Origin of the sequence: Marinobacter aromaticivorans, from assembly GCF_002806975.1 — a bacterium.
Lineage (GTDB): Bacteria > Pseudomonadota > Gammaproteobacteria > Pseudomonadales > Oleiphilaceae > Marinobacter > Marinobacter aromaticivorans.
This window is the reverse complement of record NZ_NIHD01000003.1, coordinates 129,463-152,604: the sequence shown is the minus strand read 5'-3', so window position 1 is coordinate 152,604 and position 23,142 is coordinate 129,463. Positions and strand designations below refer to the sequence as shown.

20 protein-coding genes are annotated in these 23,142 nt (G+C 54.9%); 7 read left to right on the top strand and 13 right to left on the bottom strand.

What is annotated here, in order from left to right:
- The first annotated feature begins 47 nt into the window (after window positions 1-47).
- On the top strand, window positions 48-971 hold the full coding sequence (locus CDH48_RS05870; RefSeq protein WP_100687807.1) for a 5'-nucleotidase: 924 nt from the start codon (window positions 48-50) through the stop codon (window positions 969-971).
- Window positions 972-986: 15 nt separating this feature from the next.
- Here CDH48_RS05870 and CDH48_RS05865 read toward each other — a convergent pair whose 3' ends face one another.
- The 3 genes from CDH48_RS05865 to CDH48_RS05855 all read right to left on the bottom strand — a co-directional run bounded on the left by CDH48_RS05865 (window position 987) and on the right by CDH48_RS05855 (window position 3,922).
- A complete protein-coding gene (locus CDH48_RS05865) occupies window positions 987-1,472 on the bottom strand; it encodes an acyl-CoA thioesterase (RefSeq protein ID WP_100687806.1) in 486 nt (161 codons plus the stop codon).
- A gap of 121 nt (window positions 1,473-1,593) precedes the next feature.
- Complete coding sequence (locus CDH48_RS05860; protein ID WP_100687805.1) at window positions 1,594-2,388, bottom strand: alpha/beta hydrolase; 795 nt, start codon at window positions 2,386-2,388, stop codon at window positions 1,594-1,596.
- 31 nt (window positions 2,389-2,419) lie between these two features.
- Window positions 2,420-3,922 (bottom strand): flavin-containing monooxygenase, encoded by a 1,503-nt coding sequence (locus CDH48_RS05855; protein ID WP_100687804.1) that lies wholly within the window; start codon window positions 3,920-3,922, stop codon window positions 2,420-2,422.
- Between the two features lie 435 nt (window positions 3,923-4,357).
- Here CDH48_RS05855 and dusA point away from each other — a divergent pair, with 435 nt between their 5' ends.
- The 5 genes from dusA to CDH48_RS05830 all read left to right on the top strand — a co-directional run bounded on the left by dusA (window position 4,358) and on the right by CDH48_RS05830 (window position 8,963).
- The gene (gene dusA, locus CDH48_RS05850) at window positions 4,358-5,419 is read left to right on the top strand and encodes a tRNA dihydrouridine(20/20a) synthase DusA (protein ID WP_100687803.1); all 1,062 of its coding nucleotides are present in this window, start codon (window positions 4,358-4,360) and stop codon (window positions 5,417-5,419) included.
- A 139-nt stretch (window positions 5,420-5,558) separates the two neighbouring features.
- Window positions 5,559-6,527 carry a transaldolase gene (gene tal / locus CDH48_RS05845; protein ID WP_100687802.1) on the top strand — a complete coding sequence of 323 codons (969 nt, stop codon included), beginning with the start codon at window positions 5,559-5,561 and terminating at the stop codon, window positions 6,525-6,527.
- A gap of 43 nt (window positions 6,528-6,570) precedes the next feature.
- Window positions 6,571-7,020, top strand: a complete 450-nt coding sequence (locus CDH48_RS05840) for a tellurite resistance TerB family protein (protein WP_100687801.1) — start codon at window positions 6,571-6,573, stop codon at window positions 7,018-7,020.
- A gap of 24 nt (window positions 7,021-7,044) precedes the next feature.
- Window positions 7,045-8,172, top strand: coding sequence for a hypothetical protein (locus CDH48_RS05835; protein WP_100687800.1), 1,128 nt, complete (start codon window positions 7,045-7,047; stop codon window positions 8,170-8,172).
- Window positions 8,169-8,963 (top strand): glycerophosphodiester phosphodiesterase, encoded by a 795-nt coding sequence (locus tag CDH48_RS05830; RefSeq protein WP_100687799.1) that lies wholly within the window; start codon window positions 8,169-8,171, stop codon window positions 8,961-8,963. The genes CDH48_RS05835 and CDH48_RS05830 overlap by 4 nt, the downstream gene beginning before the upstream one ends.
- A 17-nt stretch (window positions 8,964-8,980) precedes the next feature.
- Here CDH48_RS05830 and sthA read toward each other — a convergent pair whose 3' ends face one another.
- The 10 genes from sthA to CDH48_RS05780 all read right to left on the bottom strand — a co-directional run bounded on the left by sthA (window position 8,981) and on the right by CDH48_RS05780 (window position 19,422).
- On the bottom strand, window positions 8,981-10,372 hold the full coding sequence (gene sthA / locus CDH48_RS05825; RefSeq protein ID WP_100687798.1) for a Si-specific NAD(P)(+) transhydrogenase: 1,392 nt from the start codon (window positions 10,370-10,372) through the stop codon (window positions 8,981-8,983).
- A 66-nt stretch (window positions 10,373-10,438) separates the two neighbouring features.
- A complete protein-coding gene (gene nqrM / locus CDH48_RS05820; protein WP_100687797.1) occupies window positions 10,439-10,687 on the bottom strand; it encodes a (Na+)-NQR maturation NqrM in 249 nt (82 codons plus the stop codon).
- Between the two features lie 11 nt (window positions 10,688-10,698).
- Window positions 10,699-11,751 carry an FAD:protein FMN transferase gene (locus tag CDH48_RS05815; RefSeq protein ID WP_100687796.1) on the bottom strand — a complete coding sequence of 351 codons (1,053 nt, stop codon included), beginning with the start codon at window positions 11,749-11,751 and terminating at the stop codon, window positions 10,699-10,701.
- 9 nt (window positions 11,752-11,760) lie between these two features.
- Complete coding sequence (gene nqrF / locus CDH48_RS05810; protein ID WP_100687795.1) at window positions 11,761-12,987, bottom strand: NADH:ubiquinone reductase (Na(+)-transporting) subunit F; 1,227 nt, start codon at window positions 12,985-12,987, stop codon at window positions 11,761-11,763.
- Between the two features lie 37 nt (window positions 12,988-13,024).
- Entirely contained in the window at window positions 13,025-13,633 is a 609-nt protein-coding gene (gene nqrE, locus CDH48_RS05805; protein ID WP_100687794.1) for an NADH:ubiquinone reductase (Na(+)-transporting) subunit E, read from the bottom strand.
- Entirely contained in the window at window positions 13,633-14,298 is a 666-nt protein-coding gene (locus CDH48_RS05800) for an NADH:ubiquinone reductase (Na(+)-transporting) subunit D (RefSeq protein ID WP_100687793.1), read from the bottom strand. Before CDH48_RS05800 ends, nqrE begins: the two co-directional genes overlap by 1 nt.
- Before the next feature lie 2 nt (window positions 14,299-14,300).
- The gene (locus CDH48_RS05795; protein ID WP_100687792.1) at window positions 14,301-15,104 is read right to left on the bottom strand and encodes a Na(+)-translocating NADH-quinone reductase subunit C; all 804 of its coding nucleotides are present in this window, start codon (window positions 15,102-15,104) and stop codon (window positions 14,301-14,303) included.
- Window positions 15,097-16,305 (bottom strand): NADH:ubiquinone reductase (Na(+)-transporting) subunit B, encoded by a 1,209-nt coding sequence (locus CDH48_RS05790; RefSeq protein ID WP_100687791.1) that lies wholly within the window; start codon window positions 16,303-16,305, stop codon window positions 15,097-15,099. The genes CDH48_RS05795 and CDH48_RS05790 overlap by 8 nt, the downstream gene beginning before the upstream one ends.
- A 4-nt stretch (window positions 16,306-16,309) precedes the next feature.
- Complete coding sequence (locus CDH48_RS05785) at window positions 16,310-17,656, bottom strand: Na(+)-translocating NADH-quinone reductase subunit A (RefSeq protein WP_100687790.1); 1,347 nt, start codon at window positions 17,654-17,656, stop codon at window positions 16,310-16,312.
- A gap of 269 nt (window positions 17,657-17,925) precedes the next feature.
- Window positions 17,926-19,422, bottom strand: coding sequence for a glyceraldehyde-3-phosphate dehydrogenase (locus CDH48_RS05780; protein ID WP_227520963.1), 1,497 nt, complete (start codon window positions 19,420-19,422; stop codon window positions 17,926-17,928).
- Between the two features lie 163 nt (window positions 19,423-19,585).
- Between CDH48_RS05780 and mfd the strand changes: the two genes are divergently transcribed.
- Window positions 19,586-23,116 (top strand): transcription-repair coupling factor, encoded by a 3,531-nt coding sequence (gene mfd / locus CDH48_RS05775; RefSeq protein WP_100687788.1) that lies wholly within the window; start codon window positions 19,586-19,588, stop codon window positions 23,114-23,116.
- Window positions 23,117-23,142: the final 26 nt, after the last annotated feature.

The following is a 23,142-nucleotide window of genomic DNA, read 5'->3' as shown; positions in this document are numbered from 1 at the left end:
CTTTATTAAACGGCTGCCCCTCCCAACAGAAAAGGAAACCTCTGCCTATGGCCTATCCCATCGAAGACAAACTCGTTATCGCGGTGGCCTCAAGTGCCCTGTTTGACCTCTCGAAGTCTGACCGTGTGTTTCGGGAGCAGGGGGAGAAGGCCTATAGGCGCTATCAGGAAGCCCACCTGGATGAGCCTTTGCGCAAGGGGGTCGCTTTTCCGTTCGTAAGGCGTTTTTTGAGCGTTAACCAGAAGTTTCCTGAGCAATGCCCGGTGGAGGTTGTGTTGCTATCGCGCAATTCGGTGATCACCGGAAAGCGGGTATTTCACTCCATTCATCACCACGGCCTGGACATTTCCCGAGCCGCGTTTCTGGAGGGCAAATCACCCTACGCCTACATTCCTGCGTTCAATGCCTCTCTGTTTTTGTCGGCCAATGCCAGCGATGTGTCCCAGGCAATAGACTATGGCTATGCGGCTGGCACGGTTCTGCCAAGCAAGGTGGTGGATGATGAGGGTGATACTGAACTGCGCATTGCGTTCGATTTTGATGGTGTGATTGCAGACGATGCCTCCGAGCGTGTGTACAAGGCCGGTTCGCTGGAAGAGTTTCAGGAGCACGAAACCTCCCGCTCCCAAATCCCCCATAGCCCGGGCCCGCTCGCGGATCTGTTCCGCAAGCTTTCACACCTGCAGAAGCTGGAAGACCAGGCGCTGACGGACGATCCGGATTATAAACGAGTATTGCGCACCGCCATTGTGACCGCCCGCAATGCCCCTTCCCATGAACGGGTGATTACAACGCTGGAACACTGGGGCGTGGATGCCAATGAGGTTTTCTTCCTGGGCGGCATGAAGAAAGACCGCATTCTTAACGTACTCAAGCCCCATGTCTTCTTTGATGACCAGCGCTCGCACCTGGAATCTGATGCGGGGGATATTCCTATGGTGCATATTCCGTTTGGGGTAGCGAATCTATAACTCAAACCCGACTCTTCATCCCTTTCGGACTTCCAACGCCTTATAACGCTCCGCCAGCTCTGCCCGGATCGCACGGCGTTGCTGGCCATTGGCAAAGCGCCTGATTTCATCCGGAGTGCTCGGTTCCCGTTTGGGCACCTTCACTGTTGCTCCCGTTTCATCAACGGCCACCATGGTAAAAAAGCAACTATTGGTATGCCGCACCAGCTTTTCACTGATGTTTTCCGTAATCACCTTGATGCCCACCTCCATGGAGGTGTTTCCCGTGTAGTTTACACTGGCCAGAAAAGTAACCAGCTCACCCACATGGATGGGCTGACGAAACGTCACCTGGTCAACCGACAGGGTAACGACATAATTGCCTGCATAACGGCTGGCACAGGCATAGGCAACTTCATCAAGGTATTTAAGCAGAGTGCCCCCATGGACATTACCAGAAAAGTTGGCCTTATCCGGCGTCATTAAAACCGTCATGGTTAGCGTTGCTGATCCAAGAGCCATAATGTTATCTCAGTAGATGAACTGCAGAGTCAATCCCGAGAGTCAGCGATAGAGAGGCCACCGTCAACCGTACGTATTATCAACGGTAAAGCCCTGGATCAAACACCCGGAGGGCAGACTGTTACGAAGCAGCCCCCAACCACCTGAAAATTTCGGAGCGGACCTCCGGGAAAAACCGGCCACCTACCGTCCAGTGACAGCAGCCCGGAATTTCCACCAGCATCCCGCAAGTGCCGAAGCGCTTCGCAATGCTGCGCTGAATGCGAACAGGCGTAATACGGTCAGCGGTCCCTCCGATAATCAACACGGGGCACTGTATATTCGGAACATTTACATGGGAGGCCCCGTGACTCCGCAGCAGTACCCCCATACTAATCTGAAAGGTGGCCATTCCGGACTCATAGGTACAGCTTTCATGAATTTCCTGCTGGAGGGCGGAACTCTGTGCGTTAGCAATACCGTATTTCACATTGGCCAGATTGACTTCTGTGACACTGTGCCAGAGAGGAAAGCGCAGCAGGTTGCGGCCCAGCGTCCGGATTGCAGACCAGCTCAGGCCATTAATACCCGCGGGGGCCGCAGACGAAAGCAGGATTAATCGCTTGCAGGGCAACCGGGCGGCAACCAGTTGACCCAGTAACCCACCCATCGAGTGCCCGACCAGAATCGGCGGAGACTCCTGGCGCCTCACATACTCAACCAGGTATTCCACATAATCCTGCAAGCGGGTTCGGGCAAGTTTTGCCTTGCTGGCAGGCGTGTGTTCAGCCTTGGGAACGTGAAGCGGAAGGCGCAAGGCCTCCACATCATAACCTTCTTCAACAAAGGCATCCCGGACTTCATCAAGAGTGCCGGGAGTGCTCCACATCCCATGAACAAGCAACACTCGTGCTTTGTCAGTGCTGGCAGGTTTCATGCCCCTATCCTTATTCTAGGTTCTCCCGGCGTCAGGCTGTGGCATTCCGATATTCAAGGTTATCACTTGAAGATGCCGGTATCGCAGCTTCAAACTGCAGAATACCGTCATCCACTGGAGCGTTAACCAGGGTCTCTTTATCCCTGCCATAGTGCATGACCAGCATCCAGGGCCCCGCCTTACCCTGTCGCGGCATCCGGTCTTTTGCCCGGCTGATGTAACCCGGCGAAAACTCGTCCAACAGGCCCCTATCCGACACATTGTTCCCCTTATCAACGGGGGTGGCAACTGAAACACCTGCCTTTTCCATATACGCAAACAGACGGCATAAATACTGCCCTCCGATATCACACTTGAGGGTCCAGGGCGCGTTGGTATAGCCGAAAATCCAGCCGAAATTGGGAATATCCTGAATCAGGATGCTCTTGTAACTCATCTTCCGGGTCAGGTCCACCGGCTGGCTATCGATATTGAGCGTCATTCCACCCATCAGCTGCACATCCAGCCCCGTTGCGGTAACGATAAGATCCGCTCCGATATGTCCGCCAGACTTGAGCACAATGCCGGTTTCATCAAAACGCTCAATAGCGTCGGTGACAATCTCCGCCTTGCCCGAACGCAAACATGCAAAGAAATCACCATCCGGCGCCGCACACAAACGCTGGTCCCATGGCATATATGTGGGCGAAAAATGGCGTTCGTCTACATTCGGTGCCTGTTTGCGCATGTGCGAAACAAGAAACTTACGCATGGGCTTTGGCCAGCGTTGACAGGCCAGGTATAACCCCCGCTGAAACAGGATATTGCGCCGGCGCGCCATATTGAACACCCATTTCTCGGGCAAAAACTTGCTTAGCACCATGGAAATTTTATCGGTATTCGGCATGGCCATAATGTAGCTGGGTGAGCGCTGAAGCATGGTAACCTTCGCCGCTTCGTTCGCCATGGCCGGAACTAATGTTATAGCCGTGGCTCCACTGCCAATTACCACTACTTTTTTCCCTCTGTAATCAAGATCTTCCGGCCAGTGCTGGGGATGGATGATAGCGCCCCGGAAAGCTTCCTCATCGGGAAAGCGGGGGCGATAGCCATGATCAAAGTTGTAATAGCCCGCACAGTTCACCATAAAGCTACAGGTGAAGAGCTGCTCTTCCCCCGAAACCTCCTGCAGGGCAGAAATAGTCCATCTCTGGTCTTTGCTTGACCAGTCGGCGTTGATGAGCTTCAGGCCAAACCTGATCTTGTCAAACAGGCCAAACTCTTTCGCCGTCTCCGCCACGTAGTTTCGAATATCCTCGCCTTCGGCCAAAACCTTGTCGGAATACCAGGGCTTGAAATTGAAACCGAAGCTGGCCATGTCAGAATCGGAACGGATGCCAGGATAACGGAACAGATCCCAGGTACCGCCTACAGTGTCACGACGCTCAAGAATAGCGAGGGTTTTGCCGGGGTGCTCGCGCGCAATGTGACATGCAGTACCAATGCCGGATAATCCGGCACCGATAATAATGATGTCGTAGTGTTTTGCAGTCATTGCTGCATCCTCTTGTTATTGTTTTGGGCGAATTAAGACTTGAATTGTTGCAGTAATGACATCTACAGTATTGATAGTAAAGGCCAGATTATTGCTATATCGCGACACGAGTATGTACAAGGATTTTACCAGCTAAAACTTTGTCATCATGCGGAACCACATGAAGGAGGGTATTATTCTGCTTCACTTCGCACGCAGTTTTCCGGCTGCATTGAGGCTTATCGGCTATTACTCATAGGACGATACGAACCCAGGAGACCAGCTAAACCGTTTTCCTGATAGAATTGGCTGCTCAAACGATCCGTTCGAACGAATCGTACAGGCCGCAGGCCTTCCTCCAGAATGGGGCCAGATACAGCTTTGGGTGCTACAAGCTGAGATCTGAAACACTTCTGTAGCACCGGGATCCGAAAAACGGACAGAATTGAGCATTTAATGGTCGAAAACGCATCTTCAGAATACGCGGGAAATCTCTCTGCACGTACTGTAAGCACTGGTCAAGAGCCATCCCGGCGCTTCTGCGTCGCGCCGATGATGGATTGGACAACACCGCACTACAGGTATCTCGCCCGCCAGTTAAGCCGGCACACCCTGCTCTATACCGAGATGGTCACCACCGGCGCCTTGATACACGGCGATACCGAGCGGTTTTTGCGCCATGATCCGGTCGAGTACCCGCTGGCCCTGCAGCTTGGTGGCAGTGATGCGGGTGAGCTGGCTCATTGTGCGCGGCTTGCCGAGCAGTTCGGTTTCAGTGAGGTGAACCTGAACGTGGGCTGCCCCAGCGACAGGGTTCAGAACAATATGATTGGCGCCTGCCTGATGGCGCATCCGGACAAGGTGGCAGAAGGCGTTCGGGCGATGATTGATGCCACCCGCCTTCCGGTTACAGTTAAACACAGGATTGGCATCAATGGCCGGGAATCCTGGGAAGATCTTTGTGAGTTTGTGGATAAAGTCAGTGCAGCGGGTTGCCGTACATTCATTGTGCATGCGCGCATTGCTGTTCTTGAGGGCCTCAGCCCAAAAGAGAACCGGGATGTTCCACCGCTGAAGTACGACTGGGTCTACCATCTGAAGCAACGGTATCCGCACCTCGAGATTATTATCAACGGTGGCATCAGGAGCTTCGATGAGTGCCATCAACACCTGCAACATACCGACGGTGTCATGCTGGGCCGCGAAGCTTATCATAATCCCTGGCTTCTGGCCGGCGTGGATCCGGTGTTCTTTGGCAGCGAGGCACCCAGTGCGTCGCGCCACGATGCGTTAAGGGCCATGTACCCGTTTATCCGGAGCGAGCTGGAACGCGGTGTTTTCCTTGGCCATATATCCCGGCATTTGCTGGGGCTTTTTCACGGAGTGCCGGGTGGCCGCCAGTTCCGCCGCTACATCAGTGAAAACGCGCACAAGCCCGGCGCCGGTCTGGAGGTGATTCAGACCGCCCTGGAGAAAGTCCGCGAGCCCGGGCAGGCAAGAGCGGAAGCCAGCGTCTGAGAACACCTTAACGCGCTATTACCAGAACCTTACCTTTTGCTGTCTTGTTCCTGCCATTGCAGCCCGTTATTGTAGAAGCACGACCCGCATCCGGGATCTGGGTGCTCTGAGAACAATATCAATCAGGACGACTGCACGAATGACGAACAAGCTGGACCAACTGAAAACCATGACAACGGTAGTGGCCGATACCGGCGATATTGACGCCATCGCCCGGTGGCGGCCGCAGGATGCCACCACAAATCCCTCGTTGCTGCTGAAAGCTGCCGCGTCCGATGCCTATCGGCCCATGCTTGAGAAGGCTGTTGCCATGGCACGCAAACAGGGTGGTTCAGATGCCGAGCAGTTAACCCTGTCTACCGATATGCTCGCGGTTCTGGCCGGCCAGGAGATTCTTGGCCTGATTCCGGGTGTGGTATCGACCGAGGTAGATGCCCGTTTGTCGTTCGACACCGAGGCCACCCTGAAGCGTGCGCGGCGGCTGATAGAACTCTACGACCAGCAGGGTGTGGACACCAACCGGGTTCTGATCAAGATTGCATCTACCTGGGAAGGCATTCGCGCCGCAGAGATTCTTGAGCAAGAGGGAATCCGCTGCAATCTCACACTTCTGTTTTCCTTTGTGCAGGCAGCAGCCTGTGCGCAGGCTGGCGCGTTTCTTATATCACCGTTTGTCGGGCGTATTCTGGACTGGCACCTTGCCAACAGTGGCCGCGACCAGTTTCCAGCGGAGGAAGACCCGGGGGTACAGTCGGTAACCCGTATCTACAACTACTACAAGGCCAATGGCTTCAGCACCGTGGTTATGGGGGCGAGCTTCCGAAACATCGGAGAAATAGAAATGCTTGCAGGCTGCGACCGGCTCACGATCAGCCCGGCCCTGCTGCAGGAGCTCCAGGACGACAAGGGCAAGCTGGAACAAAAACTGTCTGCCGCCAGCGCCACCTCAACCGATGGTTTCGGAATCCTGGATGAAAAACGCTTTCGCTGGGAATCCAACGAAGATGCCATGGCTACCGAAAAGCTGGCTGACGGCATACGTCGCTTCGCCAAAGACCAGATTGATCTGGAGAACCGGGTGCGCCAGCTGGCCACCAGGGCGGCCTGATTTTCCCGACACCTTCAATAAACCCTGTTGACCGTACCAGATTATGATTGAGAGCCTGAAGAAACTGTTTGCTGCACCGGAAACGGAAAATCACAAGCCCGACCCCCATCAGCTTGCAGTGGCGGCGACGGCCCTGATGGTGCAGCTCTCGCGCGTGGACAACCATGAAGATGAGCGCGAACTGCAAGTCATAGTAGACTGTGCCGTCAAAGCCCACCAGGTAACCCGGGAAGAAGCGGAAGACATCCTGAGCAGTGCGCTGAGTCAGGCTGAGGATGCCACCTCACTTTACGAATTTACCGGGCAGATCAACGAGTTCCTGGATCAGGAAGGCAAACAGGCGTTGCTGGAAAGCATCTGGCAGGTTGCCCTGGCCGATGACCGTATCGACAAATACGAAGAACATCTTATTCGCCGCATCGCTGATTTGCTGCATCTTAATCACCGGGAATTCATGCAGGCGCGGCACAGGGCTGAGAGCAAACGCTCATAGCCTGACGATCACAAAGGAGACCGCATGCTAGCCATTCTTCACCCCAACACGCCTCTGGACAGCGAGGGCTACCGCCAGACAATGCACTATCTGGAAAACCTGCCAGGCGTGTCGGTTCGGGTTCACGAAATTCAGGGGGTCAGCCAAAGGCTCACCGAAATCTACCTTCTGGGTGACACCAAGTCCCTGAACAAGGATGAAATTGAGGCGCTTCCGGCAGTTGAGCGTGCCATTCGCATATCCGAAGACTATCGCATTCTGGGCCGGCACCGGGATGACAACCGGCAAACCGGCTTCAGCTACAACGGCGTGGATTTCAACCAGTCGAATCTCAACATTTTCGCGGGCCTGTGTGCCGTGGATATTCCCGAACATGTTGAAATGATGCTCCAGGCGCTGGAAGAGAACGGCCAGGTTTGCACCCGCATGGGTGCCTACAAACCGCGCACTAACCCCTATTCGTTTCAGGGGCATGGCAAAGGCTGCCTGCCTTGGGTATTCGAGAAAGCCGGCAAGCATGGTATCAAAGTGGTTGCCATGGAAATCACCCATGAAAGCCATATTGAAGAGATCGATACCTGCCTTGAGAAGCTGGGGCGACCAACCGGCGTCATGCTGCAGGTGGGCACCCGGAACACACAGAACTTTGAGCTGTTAAAAGCTATCGGTCGGCAGAGCAGCTATCCGGTTCTACTCAAGCGCGGCTTCGGCATCACTCTGAACGAATCCCTTAATGCGGCGGAATACCTGGCCAGTGAAGGCAACGCAAACGTGATTTTCTGCCTTCGCGGCATGAAAACCGAGGCAGGCCAGCCCCACCGTAATATGGTGGACTTTGCCCACGTACCGGCAGTAAAACGGCTTACGCGCATGCCTGTCTGTGTTGACCCGTCTCACTCTGTGGGCACGCGCGAGAAGTCACCGGACGGTATCCTCGACGTTATGCATGCAACCGCCCAGGGCGTGGTAGCAGGCGCCAATATGGTTCTCGTGGACTTCCACCCGAAACCGGAGAAAGCATTGGTAGACGGGCCTCAGGCGCTGCTCATGAACGAACTGCCGGCCTATCTGGAAGACATACATCTGTGCCATGACACATGGAAAAAGCGCCAGGCCATATACCAACGCCTCAGGAGTAATGCAGCGGAATGATCGTGTATGGACACCGGGGAGCCAAAGGTGAAGCCCCCGAAAATACCCTGCCCGGATTCCGGCATGCCTATCGACAGGGCATACGGCATTTTGAACTGGACCTGGTGCTGTCGAAAGACGGCAAGCCGGTTTTGGTGCACGATCTTACAACCGATCGTACTACGGGCCGCAAAGGCAGTGTCAGCCAATACACTGCGGCCGAACTCGCAGGAATGGATGCCCGCCGCAACACCAGTTCATGGCCGGTGAAAACGGGCATTCCGTCCCTGGAAGACCTGCTGAATCAGTTCGATGATCTCGAGCATCTTCAGCTTGAAGTGAAAAAGGACTCCCGCATCAGGCTGAATGTGCTCTGCAACCGGTTAACAGAAATCATCCAGCACCGTAACCTCTATCAAACGGCGGCAGTTACTTCCACGGACGCCTGGTTTCTGAAGGAAATACATCGCAGGGACAAGCGCATCCGAACCGGGCTGGTAACAGAACGTCGTTTCCCTAAACCGGTTGGACTGGCCGGGCGTTTGAACTGTGATTACCTGTGCATCAACTGGAAGCTTTGTTCACCAGCACTGGTAGACGACGCTCGCCGCAGAGGAATGCACGTCTCCTGCTGGACTGTTAACCGCATCCAGGACATGCTTCGGCTTGAAGCCATGGGTGTGGACAGCATCATTACAGATTACCCCACAAGTACCCGTATATTTTTTGACAACCGCGCCAAATCTGCCCTGGTTCTGCCCGACCGTGAGGAAAATACTTCGGCGGGTAGTGGAGCTTTACCCGCCAGTTGATAAAGCCCGGGCCGGCCTCAGAAGATCCGGTTAAGGCCATTCAGCGCAGCCACCCGGTAAGCTTCCGCCATGGTCGGGTAATTAAACGTTGTGTTGATAAAGTAGTTGAGCGAGTTCGCTTCACCCTTCTGGTTCATGATGGCCTGGCCGATATGGACGATCTCGGCGGCCTGGTCACCAAAGCAATGAATGCCCAGAATTTCCCGGGTCTCCCGGTGGAACAGGATTTTCAGCATACCCACGGCTTCGCCGGTAATCTGAGCCCGGGCAAGATCCTTGAAAAACGCTTGCCCGACTTCGTAGGGCACTCTGGCTTGCGTCAGCTCCCGCTCGGTTTTTCCTACGGAGCTGATTTCCGGAATGGTATAAATGCCTGTCGGCACATCCGTTACAAACCGGAAGTACTCGTCCTTAACGATGTCTGAAGACGCAGAGCGCCCCTGATCATAGGCAGCACTTGCCAGGCTTGGCCACCCGATCACATCACCAACCGCGTAAATGTTTTCCACCTTGGTACGATAATGATCATCCACCGCCAACTGGCCGCGACTATTGGCAACAAGCCCGACATTCTCAAGCCCGAGATTGTCCGTGTTCCCGGTTCTGCCATTGCACCAGAGAAACGCATCCGCACGAATCTTCTTGCCGGACTTCAGGGAAAGCACGATGCCGTGATCATCACCATCTACAGACTCATATTCTTCGTTGTGGCGCACCAAAACACCATTGTTACGCAGGTGGTAGCTCAGAGCGTCAGAGATCTCATCATCAAGGAAAGACAACAACCGGCTACCCGGGTTAATCAGGTCAACCTTTACCCCCAGGCCGGAGAATATGGAGGCGTATTCCGAACCAATAACGCCCGCGCCATAGATGACCAGTGTGCGAGGCGTATGTGACAGATTGAGGATGGTATCCGAGTTATAGATGCGGTGATGACGGAAATCCACGTCGGGTGGCAGATAGGGGCGCGACCCGGTGGCCACAACCGCCTGTTTGAAGTGCAGGGACTCAACGGATTTGTTGCCACGGATTTCGAGTCGGTTGGCATCCAGAAACGCTGCGCGCCCCCGGATCAGGTCCACCCGGTTGCGGGAATAGAACTGGGTTCTCAGCTTGACCTGTTTGCCAATGACCTTCTGCGCGCTCTGCAGCACCCGTGGAAACGAAAACCAGCGGGGTTCACCAATGTCACGGAACATCTGGTTGGTATTAAAAGTAATGATCTGCTTGACTGAATGACGTAGGGCCTTGGAAGGAATCGTGCCCCAATGGGTGCAGTTGCCTCCCACTGTAGGCTTATCTTCGATGATAGCAACACGCTTGCCATGCTTCGTCGCGTTCATTGCCGCACCTTCGCCCGAAGGCCCGGCGCCGATAACAACGACGTCGTAATGATGTTCTGCCATGCGCGCAGTGACTCCTTATCTACATGATGAGAAAGTAATTGTGATTATCAACTCCACCAACACCTGTCACTTGCGCCCTGCTTTGGTGGCATCATAGGCAAGCTCCCCGGGCGACCGGGCTTCTGAAGCCAGGCGCTGGTTTTCCTCTTCGCATTTCTGGGTGTTGCCACCACAAATATCACAGGAAGAGCTGATACCAAGCGCGCCGATACCGCCACAGGTGCCGCTGATTGGCTTGCGCCCGAAAATAACGCCAATAGACATGCCAGCAACCAACACAACCACAATTAGCAATGCCAGAATAAAGGTACCCATGTTGCCTCCCCTTACTGAATAACGTAGGACGAAAACGCAGGGGTCTGGTGCGACTCAAACCCGTTTTCCGCCCGGATAATAAAATAGGCGGGAATATTTTCCCTTGTTGCGAGCGCACTGGCCCGCTCATAACCCATCACCGTAAAGCCGGTAGCCAACGCATCCGCTGTCATGGTGTCGTCTGCAATAACGGTTACAGAAGCCAGATGATGCTCAATCGGCTTTCCGGTTTCGGGGTCTATTGTATGGGAGAAACGACGCCCTTCCGATTCGTAATAGTTACGATAGTCGCCGGAGGTTGCCATGGCCCCGGATGGCAGCGTAACAATACGATTGACTGTATGCTCTCCGCCCTCTACTGGCTGTTCGATGGCCAGCCGCCAGGCGCTGCCATCAGGCTTGCGGCCCTGGGTGCGCACCTCACCCCCAATCTCCACGAGATAAGCCTTGACGCCTTCGCTATCAAGGTAGCGGGCCACCACATCGACCCCATATCCCTTGGCAATAGCGGACAAATCAATGTACTGGGGCCGGTCGGCTTTTACAGCAGGCGGATCCGCCCGTAACGACAGGTGTTCAAAACCCGTTGCGGCCAGTGTCCGGGCAAGTGCCTCATCCGAGGGCACCTGTTCCGGCCGCGCATCCGGGCCAAAGCCCCAGAGATTCACCACGGGGCCAATGGTTATATCAAATGCTCCGTCTGTCAGCCGTGAAATCTCAAGTGATCTGGATAGCACCTCGAACAATGGCTCAGACACAGGCGTCCAGTCGGATTGATCGTCGAGGTGGTTCAGTTTTGAAAGCTCCGAATTTTCTCTCCAGGTCGACATGGATGCATCAACTTTCTCGAGAGCCTCGTCAATGCCTTGAGCCAGAACCTCAAGCCGCTCGTGGTCCTCAGGCAGAACAACGCTGATATGGTAGAGGGTCCCGAACACAGGCCCCGAGATTTCCCAGACTTCGTCTTCCTGCTGAAACGAGCAACCCGCCAGGGCCGCCAGTACCAGCATCGCTAAGACACTGGCAATGGCCACCCGGGCGGGTTGTACGATACTGGATGTCATTTGATAAGTTTAACCCCCGAAGTCATCCAGCATGATATTTTCATCTTCAACACCCAAATCCTTCAACATCTTGATAACAGATGCGTTCATGATAGGGGGCCCGCACATGTAGTACTCACAGTCTTCCGGCGCAGGATGGTCCTTCAGGTAGTTTTCATAGAGTACGTTGTGGATAAAGCCCGTGGGCCCTTCCCAATTGTCCTCCGGTTGCGCGTCCGACAGTGCAACGTGCCACTCGAAGTTGTCGTTCTCTTCGGCCAACATGTCGAAGTCTTCCACGTAGAACATCTCGCGGACACTGCGGGCACCGTACCAGAAGCTGATCTTGCGCTTGGAATTCAGGCGCTTGAGCTGGTCAAAGATATGGGAGCGCATGGGCGCCATGCCGGCGCCACCGCCGATGAACACCATTTCCGCTTCGGTTTTCTTGGCGAAGAACTCACCGAAGGGCCCCATAACCGTCACCTTGTCACCCGGCTTCAGATTGAATACGTAGCTGGACATGATTCCGGGCGGGTGATCCGTACCCGGGGGCGGCGTAGCTATACGAATATTGAACTTGAGAACGCCCTTCTCTTCCGGATAGTTGGCCATGGAATAAGCACGAATGGTCTCTTCCTTATTGACCGCCTTGTAACGCCAGATATCGAGCTTGTCCCAGTCACCGTGAAACTCTTCTTCAATATCGAAGTCTTTGAAGCTGATTTCGTAAGGAGGACACTCCAGCTGCACATAACCGCCTGCGCGGAAGTCCACTTCTTCGCCTTCCGGCAGCTTGAGCACCAGTTCTTTGATGAAGGTGGCAACGTTATGGTTGGAGATAACCTCACATTCCCACTTCTTGACGCCAAAGAACTCCTCAGGCACCTCAATCTTCATATCCTGTTTGACCGGTACCTGGCAGGACAGACGCCAGCCTTCCTTCTCTTCACGGTTCGTGAAGTGGGTTTTTTCCGTGGGCAGCATGGCGCCACCGCCCTCAAACACCTTGCACTTGCACTGGGCGCAGGTACCGCCCCCACCGCAGGCGGATGACAGGAAGATACCGTTACTTGCCAGGGTTCCCAGAAGCTTGCCACCGGCTTCCGTTTTCACGGTGTGTTCCGGGTCGTCATTGATTTCGATGGTCACATCACCGGTGCTTACCAGTTTGGATCTTGCCGCGAGGATAACCGCCACAAGCGCCAGAACGATAACGGTGAACATGACCACGCCGAGTATTATTTCTGTATACATGGTCTCGCCTTTTCGTTAAACCGAATCACCGGATGAGTTACAGGGAAATCCCTGAGAAGGACATAAAGCCAAGGGACATCAAACCTACGGTAATGAAGGTAATGCCCAGGCCACGCAGCCCTTCTGGAACGTCACTGTACTTCAGCTTTTCACGGATACCGGCCAAAGCAACAATAGCCAAAGCCCAGCCCACACCTGCTCCGAAGCCATAAACCACACTTTCACTGAAGGTGTAATCACGCTCAACCATGAACAGTGCTGCACCCATAATGGCGCAGTTCACCGTAATCAGTGGCAGGAACACACCCAGTGCGGAATAAAGCGCCGGGATATATTTGTCCAGTATCATTTCCATAATCTGGACAATGGCTGCGATAACACCAATGTAGGTGATCAGGCCCAGAAAGCTCAGATCCACATTGGGCAAACCGGCCCATGCCAGCGCGCCTTCCCGCAGGATGTTGTTGTAGATCAGGTTGTTGGCTGGAACGGTCAGTGTCAGAACCACAACAACGGCAATGCCGAGGCCTGTGGCCGCTTCAATCTTCTTGGAAATGGCGAGAAACGTGCACATGCCCAGGAAGAACGCGAGTGCCATGTTCTCAATGAAAATTGCCTTGAGAAGCAGGCTGATATAATGCTCCATCAGAAGGCCTCCTTGTGGGTATGACGGGACATCTTGTAGTCCGGTTCTTCCACCTGTTCAGGCATCCAGGTGCGCAAGCCCCAGATAGCCAGGCCGATAATGAAGAAGGCACTGGGTGGTAACAGCAGCAGACCGTTGGTGATGTACCAGCCACCCTCGTTAACCGGTGGCAACAGAGTTAAGCCGAATAATGAACCGGCGCCCAGCAGTTCACGGAAAAATGCCACGAACAGCAGCATCACCGAGTAGCCAAGACCGTTACCGATGCCGTCCAGAAAACTCAGCCAGGGGCCGTTCTTCATGGCGAAGCCTTCGGCACGCCCCATAACGATACAGTTGGTGATGATCAGACCAACGAATACCGACAACTGTTTACTGATCTCGTAGGCGTAGGCCTTGAGTATCTGGTCAACCACAATAACCAGCGAAGCGATGATGGTCATCTGCACGATGATCCGGATGCTGCCAGGAATCTGGGTACGAACCAGCGATACAGCCAGGTTGGAAAATGCAGTAACTGCGATAACCGACAGGCACATAACGATGGTAACGTTCATGCTCGTAGTTACCGCAAGCGCTGAACAGATACCAAGGATCTGCAGCCCGATCGGGTTATTACTGAAAATCGGTTCGAAAAGAACCTGTTTGGCAGTTGCTTCGGCCATGATCAGACCTCCCCTTCACGAAGTTTCTTGAGGAACGGTGCGTAACCCCGGTCACCCATCCAGTAGTTAACCAGATGCTGAACGCCGCGACTGGTCAGCGTTGCACCGGAAAGCGCATCGACCTTGTGCTCTTTGTCAGCAGCGTTGGCGCCCACGCCACCTTTCATAAGGCGTATCTGCGGCTCGGTTTTGTCTTCGCCATACAACTCCTTGCCAACCCACTGGGACTTCCAGCGCGGGTTATCCACCTCACCACCGAGGCCAGGTGTTTCTGCGTGAGCATAGAAGCCAAGCCCTTCGATTGTGTTCAGGTCACCCTCGAGGGACATGAAGCCATACAGGGTGGACCAGAGCCCGTAACCGTGAATCGGCAGCACCACTCGTTTGAGCTCCCCGTTCTCGCTCAAGGTATATACCTTGGCAATATCGGGACGGCGCTTGATACCGGCCTTGTCCTCAGAAGCTGGAATCTTCGTGGACATCTTGGGGTCCGAGGCGGCCTTGTACATGTCGTACTTCATGGGATCCTGCACACCCACGACCGACGGCTCTACAAAGTCGCCGGTTTCCAGATCCACCAGACGCACGTCAAACTGCGCGAAGATACTCTCGATTTCCTCAGCGCTCGCCCCATCTGGCAGCATACCTGCTGCTGCCAGAATGTTGGTCTTGATATCCAGATTCTGGTTCTTGATCTGAGCCGGACGAAGCGTTACCGCAGCGGTTGACACCACCACGGAGAACACAATGCTCAGCACCAGCGCAACAATCAGGGTTCTGGAGACAGTTTCTTTAGCTTTAGCCACGAGCGAGCCTCCGTTTGATATTGGCCTGAACCACGTAATGATCCATAAGCGGAGCAAAGAGGTTGGCGAACAGAATTGCGAGCATAATGCCTTCCGGAAACGCGGGGTTAACAACCCGGATCAGGATGGTCATGACACCCACCAGAATACCGAAGCACCAGCGACCCGTGTTCGTCATTGCCGCTGACACCGGATCGGTGGCCATGAACATCATACCGAAGGCAAAGCCACCCATAACCAGGTGCCAGTGGGCCGGAACCGAAAACATCGGATTGGTCTCAGAGCCGATAACGTTCATCAGCACGGCGGTGCCGATCATGCCGATCAGCACACCACCCACTATCCGGTAGCTTGCGATCCCCATAACCACAAGGATCAGACCGCCGATAAGAACAGCCAGCGTGGAGGTTTCGCCAATGGAGCCCTGGATAGTACCCATAAACGCGTTCATCCAGCCGATGTTGGTTTCCAGAGCCTCAAGGCCGCCGCTGGCAGCCCAGCTGAGCGCGGTTGCACCACTGAAGCCGTCAACTGCCGTCCACACGGTATCGCCGGAAATCTGTGCCGGATAAGCAAAGTACAGGAATGCACGGCCTGTCAGTGCAGGGTTCAGGAAGTTTTTGCCGGTACCGCCAAACACTTCCTTACCGATAACCACACCGAAGGTGATGCCCAGAGCCACCTGCCAGAGCGGGATCGTCGGCGGGCAAATCAGCGCAAACAGGATTGAGGTTACGAAGAAGCCTTCGTTGATCTCGTGACGACGCACAGTAGCGAACAGCACTTCCCAGAAGCCACCCACCACGAAGGTCACAAAGTAGACGGGAACAAAATACGCCATCCCGTAAACGAAGTTGTCCCAGACGCCGGCACCGGCACCTGTAACAGCAAGGGCCTGTATGAAGGCTGTCCGCAGGCCGCCATCCGCTATCATGGCATCCGGGTTGGAAGCCAGGAAGCTGTTGGCCTGAAAGCCGATGTTCCACATACCAAAGAACATCGCCGGGAAAGTACACAACCAGACCGTGATCATGATGCGTTTAAGATCAACGCCATCGCGAACGTGCGAGGTTGTGGACGTTACCGAAGCGGGGGTATAAAAAATCGTATCGGCAGCTTCGTACAGAGCATACCAGCGCTCGTATTTGCCACCCTTTTCAAAATGATGCTCGATTCCATCGAGAAACTGTCTGATAGCCATCGTATTAGCCCTCGATCTCGATTCGGGTCAGGTTCTCGCGGAGAATCGGACCGTATTCATATTTACCCGGGCACACGAAGGTGCACAGCGCCAGATCTTCTTCATCCAGTTCCAGAGCGCCGAGCTTCTGAGCCATTTCGGTATCCCCGACAATAAGCGAACGCAACAACTGGGTTGGCAGGATATCCAGTGGCATCACCTTTTCGTAGGCGCCGACAGGTACCATGGCACGCTCACTGCCATTGGTCGTCGTTGTGAAGTCGAAGGACTTGCCGCCGGCGAGCTTGGAAAGATAGATATTCAGAACAGAAAACTTGTTAACACCCGGTGTCAGCCACCCCATGAAATGCCGCTTGTGGCCTTCCTCAAGCACAGACACCTGGTTCGCGAAACGACCAAGGTAGGCACAGGGGCCATCACCCCGGCGGCCACCAAATACAGACCCGGAGATTGCACGGACATCACAGTCTGTAGCAATTTCACCCTCAAGGAGTTCCGCCAGGCTGGCCCCCAAACGGGTTCTCACCAGGCGTGGTTTGAGAGCCTTGGGGCCTCCGAGAGCAACAATACGACCCACATTCAGCTCGCCGGTGGAGAACAGCTGCCCGATATCAATCACATCCTGATAGTTAATGGACCAGACGGTCTTGGAAACAGAAACCGGATCAAGATAATGGATATGGGTTCCCACGTTTCCGGCAGGGTGCACACCATCAAACTGCTGCACCTCGATATTGTCAGCCTTTGGGACGGACACATTCGAGCCGGGGCGGCCGGTAACGAAGACCTTGCCTGTTGTCAGCCGGCCCAGAATAGTCAAACCATTCTCAAAGGCTGCCGCGTTTTCAGCAATCACCACCGTGGGGTCAGCGGCCAACGGATTGGTGTCCATAACGGAAACAAAGATGGAATTCGGAGCCGAATCGATTGCCGGCACTTTGCTGTAAGGACGTGTCTTCAGAGCCGTCCACAAACCGGACTCTACCAGGTTATCGACTACCTGCTGACGCTCAAGACCAGGAAGGTCCGCATCACCAAAGCGGGCAAACGTCTCAGCCTCATCGCCATCAATTTCGATGACAATGGACTGGAACACCCGACGCTCACCGCGATTAATCTCTTTCACCACGCCAGCGGCTGGTGATGTATAACGAACGCCCTCGGTCTTCTTGTCCGTGAACAGCAGCGTACCGCGCTTGACACGATCTCCTTCTTTAACAGCCATCGTCGGCTTCATGCCGATATAGTCGAAACCAATCAACGCCACGTGGCGAATTGGCTTACCGTCTGTAATGGTCTGCTCGGGAGCGCCGCTGATGGGAAGATCCAGGCCTTTTTTGATCTTGATCATTAGCCTCATCCAATCATCAGAAACTATCTATGGATTAGTATTGCCCGACCCCAGCGGCCCAGAAAACAGGTTGAGAAACGGGGAGCCAGACATACCCAAAAACGCGCCAATTATAGAGTTTAAGACGAGCTATTTCCACCTGAAACAAGAACAGGTTTGTACCTTAACGTAATCCCCGAGCGGCTGTTCATCACGTACAAAAAAACCCGGCGACTTTCGGCACCGGGTTTGCGGGACTGTCAGGCGCCAGCTCTGGCGTCTTGCACTCTTTAGTCGCGGGAGCGCTTCGGGAAGATCGGGTAATTGATACCCGCCATCTGGTTGACCACACGAATCACCTGGGCACTGTAGCCAAACTCGTTGTCGTACCATACGTACAGAATCAGGCGCTTGCCCCCGGCAATCGTGGCCTGGGCGTCCACAATGCCGGCATGACGGGAGCCAACAAAATCTGTGGATACCACTTCCGGAGAATTTACGAAATCGATCTGCTTCTGCAATTCCGAGTGCAAAGCCATCTCGCGCAGGTAATCGTTAACGCTTTCTACATCCACCTCTTTGTTCAGGTTGAGGTTCAGAATCGCCATGGAAACGTTTGGAATAGGCACACGAATCGCGTTGCCGGTGAGCTTGCCCTTGAGCTCGGGCAGCGCCTTGGACACCGCTTTGGCAGCGCCTGTCTCGGTAATTACCATGTTCAGAGGAGCGCTGCGCCCACGACGGCTGCCCTTATGGTAATTATCAATCAGGTTCTGGTCGTTGGTGTAGGCATGCACTGTTTCAACATGACCATTTTCAATACCGTATTCGTCGTGGATTGCTTTCAGCACCGGCGTAATGGCGTTGGTGGTACAGGACGCGGCCGAGAGAATTTTGTCTTCGTCTGTTATCCAGTCATTGTTGATGCCGTAAACAATGTTCTTGATATCACCCTTGCCCGGTGCTGTCAGAATCACGCGGCTTACACCCTTGGACTTCAGGTGCAGGCCCAGACCCTCTTCATCACGCCACTTACCGGTGTTGTCGATAACGATGGCGTTGTTGATGCCGTATTCGGTGTAATCCACCTTGTCCGGGCCATCGGAGTAGATCACCTTGATAAAGTTACCATTGGCAATCAGGGCAGATTCTTTTTCATCAACGCGGATACTGCCATCAAAAGGCCCGTGTACAGAATCACGACGCAACAGGCTGGCACGCTTTTCCAGATCATTCTCGGCGCCACCCTGGCGAACCACAATGGCTCTCAGGCGAAGGTTGTTACCGCCACCGGCTTTCTCGATAAGAATGCGGGCCAGCAGCCGGCCGATACGGCCAAATCCGTACAGCACCACATCTTTGGTGTCGTTATTGGCGTCTTCTTCAGACTGGGACGGGTAAAGACCGACCACCGGGCCGATTTCTCTTTTGAGAAACGCAGTCAGATCACCACCACCCTCTTCTTTGAATTTCACGGCCAGTTTGCCGATATCCACGTGCGCGCGCCCGAGATCCATCTGATCCATGGCCTGCAGGAGTGGCAAAGTGTCGCGAACAGACAGTTCTCCACCTTCTACCTGGCGCACATAGCGGTGGGCGCGAATGATATCGATAACCGACTGGTTGATGATGGCGCGCCCGTATACCGAGGTAACAACGTTGTTTTTCCGGTATAAACGGCCAATCAGCGGAATCATGGCCTCCGCAGTGGATTCTCTGTCCATCCAGTTGGACAGGCACTGATTTATCTGTTCGTGACTCACGGTAGGAACCCCTGTTTCGCACATGGTAATAATTCAGGTTGAGCATTATCCAACTTAAACCGGCTAACGGCAAATACGAACTGGCACGGACATCGTAGATTTGCCGCCATGACACTGGCACCCGCCAGCGTTAGAATGGCCACCTCATCCCAGCCCTATCATCTGAAGCAGGAGAACCTGACGGCCCATGAACCACGGTGCCCCCACAACCGCCTCGCCGCAAACACTGATTGCGCCGACATTTCCTGAACAACCGGCTGATCACCGCGTCTGGGGGCAATTACACGGCAGCAGCGATGCCCTCGCCATTTGTGAAAGTGCCCGGGCACACAAGGGCCTTACGCTGGTGATTACCCGCAGCACGGCAGAGGCAATACGCCTTGAACAGGCCATGCGTTTTTTTCTCGGCTTGCCGCCAGAGGAAGACGGCGCCACGGTTACCACCGACGGCCTGGAACTCCTGTCATTGCCGGACTGGGAAACCCTGCCCTACGATCTGTTTTCGCCGCATCAGGACATAACCTCAAGACGCATTCGCACGCTGCACCGGCTGCCTGGCATCAAACATGGCGTTATTGTGGTTCCGGCCCGCACCCTGATGCACCGTTTACCACCGGTGAGTTATCTGCAAGGCAACACTCTGCTCCTGGAAACCGGTCAGGCCCTGGATATCGACAACTGGCGCACGCAACTGGCAACCGCAGGCTACCGGCACGCGGAAAACGTGTACGAACACGGCGAATATGCGGTACGCGGGTCCATTCTGGATATATTTCCCATGGGTTCCAACCTGCCCTACCGGATCGACCTGTTTGACGATGAAATCGAGACCCTCCGTACGTTCGACCCTGAAACCCAGCGTTCCATAGACCGTATTGACCGCATCGAGTTGCTTCCTGCCTATGAGTTCCCCTGGCACAAAGAGGCCCGCTCCGCGTTTCGGGGCCGCTGGTTCGAACAGTTTCCGGAATCAGACAAAGACACGCCTATCTATCAGGACGTCAGTCATGGCATTACGCCGCCGGGTATCGAATACTATCTGCCGCTGTTTTTCGACCACACGGCCACCCTGTTCGACTACCTGCCAGGCACCACCCGTGTCTTTACCGCTGACGGCCTGAACGATGCAGTCAGTCACTTTGACACAGAAACGCGCAACCGCTACGAAGACCGCCGCCATGACCGGCTGCGCCCCATTCTTCCGCCCGCGAAGCTGTTTCTACAGCAGGACGAGTTATTCGGCCATCTCAAAGCCTTCCCAAGGGTGACCATAACCCCCCGGACGGCAGAAGGAGCCGGCGCTGTGAACTGTGCCAGTGAGGCACTGCCGGACATTGCCATGAACGCGCGGGCAGCCGACCCTGCGGGCAGCCTGAAACGCTTCATACAGCAGTTCGGCGGGCGCGTACTGATCTGTGCAGAATCTTCGGGACGGCGTGAAGCGTTGATTGAAAACCTGGGGGAACACCAGCTTCAGCTAAAGGGTTTTGAGCACTGGCAGGACTTCCTCGCAGACAAGAGCAGCACGCCGGGCATTACCATCGCCCCCATGGAACAGGGCCTTGTGCTGCCTGAACACCATGTTGCATTGATCACCGAAACAGCCCTTTTTGGTGAGCGGGTGTTGCAACGGCGCCGGCGTGAGAAGCCTACCGAGATTAACGATGATGGCTACCGTGACCTGTCCGAACTCCGGATCGGCGCCCCGGTGGTTCATATTGATCATGGCGTCGGCCGCTACCTGGGCCTGGAGACCATTACCGTAGAGGGCGAATCCAGCGAGTTTTTGATGCTCGAATACGCCGGCGGCTCCAAGCTGTATGTTCCCGTATCCAGCCTGCACCTGATCTCCCGCTATGCCGGCACCGACACGGAACACGCGCCGTTGCACAAGCTGGGCACCGAGCGCTGGAGCACCGCCAAGCAGAAGGCGCTGGAAAAGATCCGCGATACCGCAGCCGAGCTTCTGGACGTGTACGCACGCCGTGAAGCCCGCAAAGGCTTCGCCTTTGAAGATCCGAAAGAAGCCTACCGCGCCTTTGCAGCCGGATTTCCGTTTGAGGAAACGCCGGATCAGCAGGCAGCCATCCAGGCTGTCTTTGAGGATATGACCAACGAAAAACCCATGGACAGACTGGTGTGCGGCGATGTCGGTTTCGGCAAAACCGAGGTAGCCATGCGCGCAGCCTTCCTGGCCACCTGGTCCGGCAAGCAGGTTGCAGTACTGGTGCCCACAACGCTGCTGGCGCAACAGCATTATGACTCCTTCCGGGACAGGTTCTCGGACACACCAGTCAACATTGAGCTACTGAGCCGTTTTCGCAGCGCCACGCAGACGAGTAAAGCCCTGGACGCCATTGAAAACGGCAAGGCCGATATTGTTATCGGCACCCACAAGTTGCTGCAGGGTGATATCCGGTTCAAAAACCTGGGACTGGTTATTATTGATGAAGAGCACCGGTTTGGCGTCGGGCAGAAAGAAAAACTCAAGGCCCTGCGCGCCGAGGTGGACATGCTGAACCTTACGGCAACGCCCATCCCCCGAACCCTGAACATGGCCATGGGGCACCTGCGGGATCTGTCCATCATTGCAACCCCGCCGGCCCGAAGGCTTTCGGTAAAAACCTTTGTGCGCCAAAGGGACGATGCCATGGTAAAGGAGGCCATCCTGCGTGAGGTCTTACGGGGTGGTCAGGCTTATTTCCTGCACAATGATGTGGCGAGTATCGAGAAAACTGCCGAGGATCTGCGGCGCCTGGTACCGGAAGCCAGGGTGGGCGTTGCCCATGGCCAGATGCGGGAACGTGAGCTTGAGCAGATCATGTCGGACTTCTACCACAAACGCTTTAATGTTCTGGTATGCACCACCATTATTGAAACCGGAATCGACATCCCCAGCGCCAACACGATCATTATCGAGCGGGCGGACAAATTCGGGCTGGCACAGCTACACCAGCTTCGTGGCCGTGTTGGCCGCTCTCACCACCAGGCCTACGCCTACCTTTTGACACCACCACCAAAGGCCGTAACAGCGGATGCAAAAAAGCGGCTTGACGCCATTGCCGAGGCCCAGGACCTGGGTGCAGGCTTTATGCTGGCAACCCACGACCTTGAAATTCGCGGTGCCGGAGAGCTGCTCGGGGACGAGCAAAGTGGCCAGATAGAAAGCATCGGCTTTACCCTGTATATGCAGCTGCTGGATGAGGCCGTTAAGGCCATTCGGGAAGGCCGCACTCCCAACGCCGAGCTGCCACTGAGCCATGGCACGGAAATGAACCTGCGCATTCCGGCCCTGATTCCGGAAGATTATCTGCCCGATGTTCATAACCGGCTCATGCTTTACAAACGAATTGCCAGTGTCAGCAATCGCGAGGCATTAAAAGAACTTCAGGTTGAAATGATCGATCGCTTCGGATTATTACCGGAACCGGCAAAAAACCTGATCCGACAAACGGAGCTGCGGCTGCAGGCGGAAGCCCTGGGTATAGTAAAAGTGGACGCTGGCAAGGAGTGGGCTCGCCTGGAGTTTGGCAATTCCACCCAGGTCGACCCGCTGGTGCTGGTTAAGAAAATGCAATCTGCACCAGACACCTATCGCCTTGAGGGCGCCAACAGCTTTCGTTTTCGGCTGAAGGATACCTCAACCAGTGGTAAACTCGACGGCATTTCCACGCTTCTTGGCGAACTTGTGCCCGAAAAAAGCGCGGCCACTGCCTGACTATCGCCAGGATACACGGGCTTGAA

Coding starts and splice junctions, on each gene's coding strand:
- CDH48_RS05870 (WP_100687807.1), top strand. CDS start 48: ATGGCCTATCCCATCGAAGACAAACTCGTTATCGCGGTGGCCTCAAGT.
- CDH48_RS05865 (WP_100687806.1), bottom strand. CDS start 1,472: ATGGCTCTTGGATCAGCAACGCTAACCATGACGGTTTTAATGACGCCG.
- CDH48_RS05860 (WP_100687805.1), bottom strand. CDS start 2,388: ATGAAACCTGCCAGCACTGACAAAGCACGAGTGTTGCTTGTTCATGGG.
- CDH48_RS05855 (WP_100687804.1), bottom strand. CDS start 3,922: ATGACTGCAAAACACTACGACATCATTATTATCGGTGCCGGATTATCC.
- dusA (WP_100687803.1), top strand. CDS start 4,358: ATGGTCGAAAACGCATCTTCAGAATACGCGGGAAATCTCTCTGCACGT.
- tal (WP_100687802.1), top strand. CDS start 5,559: ATGACGAACAAGCTGGACCAACTGAAAACCATGACAACGGTAGTGGCC.
- CDH48_RS05840 (WP_100687801.1), top strand. CDS start 6,571: ATGATTGAGAGCCTGAAGAAACTGTTTGCTGCACCGGAAACGGAAAAT.
- CDH48_RS05835 (WP_100687800.1), top strand. CDS start 7,045: ATGCTAGCCATTCTTCACCCCAACACGCCTCTGGACAGCGAGGGCTAC.
- CDH48_RS05830 (WP_100687799.1), top strand. CDS start 8,169: ATGATCGTGTATGGACACCGGGGAGCCAAAGGTGAAGCCCCCGAAAAT.
- sthA (WP_100687798.1), bottom strand. CDS start 10,372: ATGGCAGAACATCATTACGACGTCGTTGTTATCGGCGCCGGGCCTTCG.
- nqrM (WP_100687797.1), bottom strand. CDS start 10,687: ATGGGTACCTTTATTCTGGCATTGCTAATTGTGGTTGTGTTGGTTGCT.
- CDH48_RS05815 (WP_100687796.1), bottom strand. CDS start 11,751: ATGACATCCAGTATCGTACAACCCGCCCGGGTGGCCATTGCCAGTGTC.
- nqrF (WP_100687795.1), bottom strand. CDS start 12,987: ATGTATACAGAAATAATACTCGGCGTGGTCATGTTCACCGTTATCGTT.
- nqrE (WP_100687794.1), bottom strand. CDS start 13,633: ATGGAGCATTATATCAGCCTGCTTCTCAAGGCAATTTTCATTGAGAAC.
- CDH48_RS05800 (WP_100687793.1), bottom strand. CDS start 14,298: ATGGCCGAAGCAACTGCCAAACAGGTTCTTTTCGAACCGATTTTCAGT.
- CDH48_RS05790 (WP_100687791.1), bottom strand. CDS start 16,305: ATGGCTATCAGACAGTTTCTCGATGGAATCGAGCATCATTTTGAAAAG.
- CDH48_RS05785 (WP_100687790.1), bottom strand. CDS start 17,656: ATGATCAAGATCAAAAAAGGCCTGGATCTTCCCATCAGCGGCGCTCCC.
- CDH48_RS05780 (WP_227520963.1), bottom strand. CDS start 19,422: ATGTGCGAAACAGGGGTTCCTACCGTGAGTCACGAACAGATAAATCAG.
- mfd (WP_100687788.1), top strand. CDS start 19,586: ATGAACCACGGTGCCCCCACAACCGCCTCGCCGCAAACACTGATTGCG.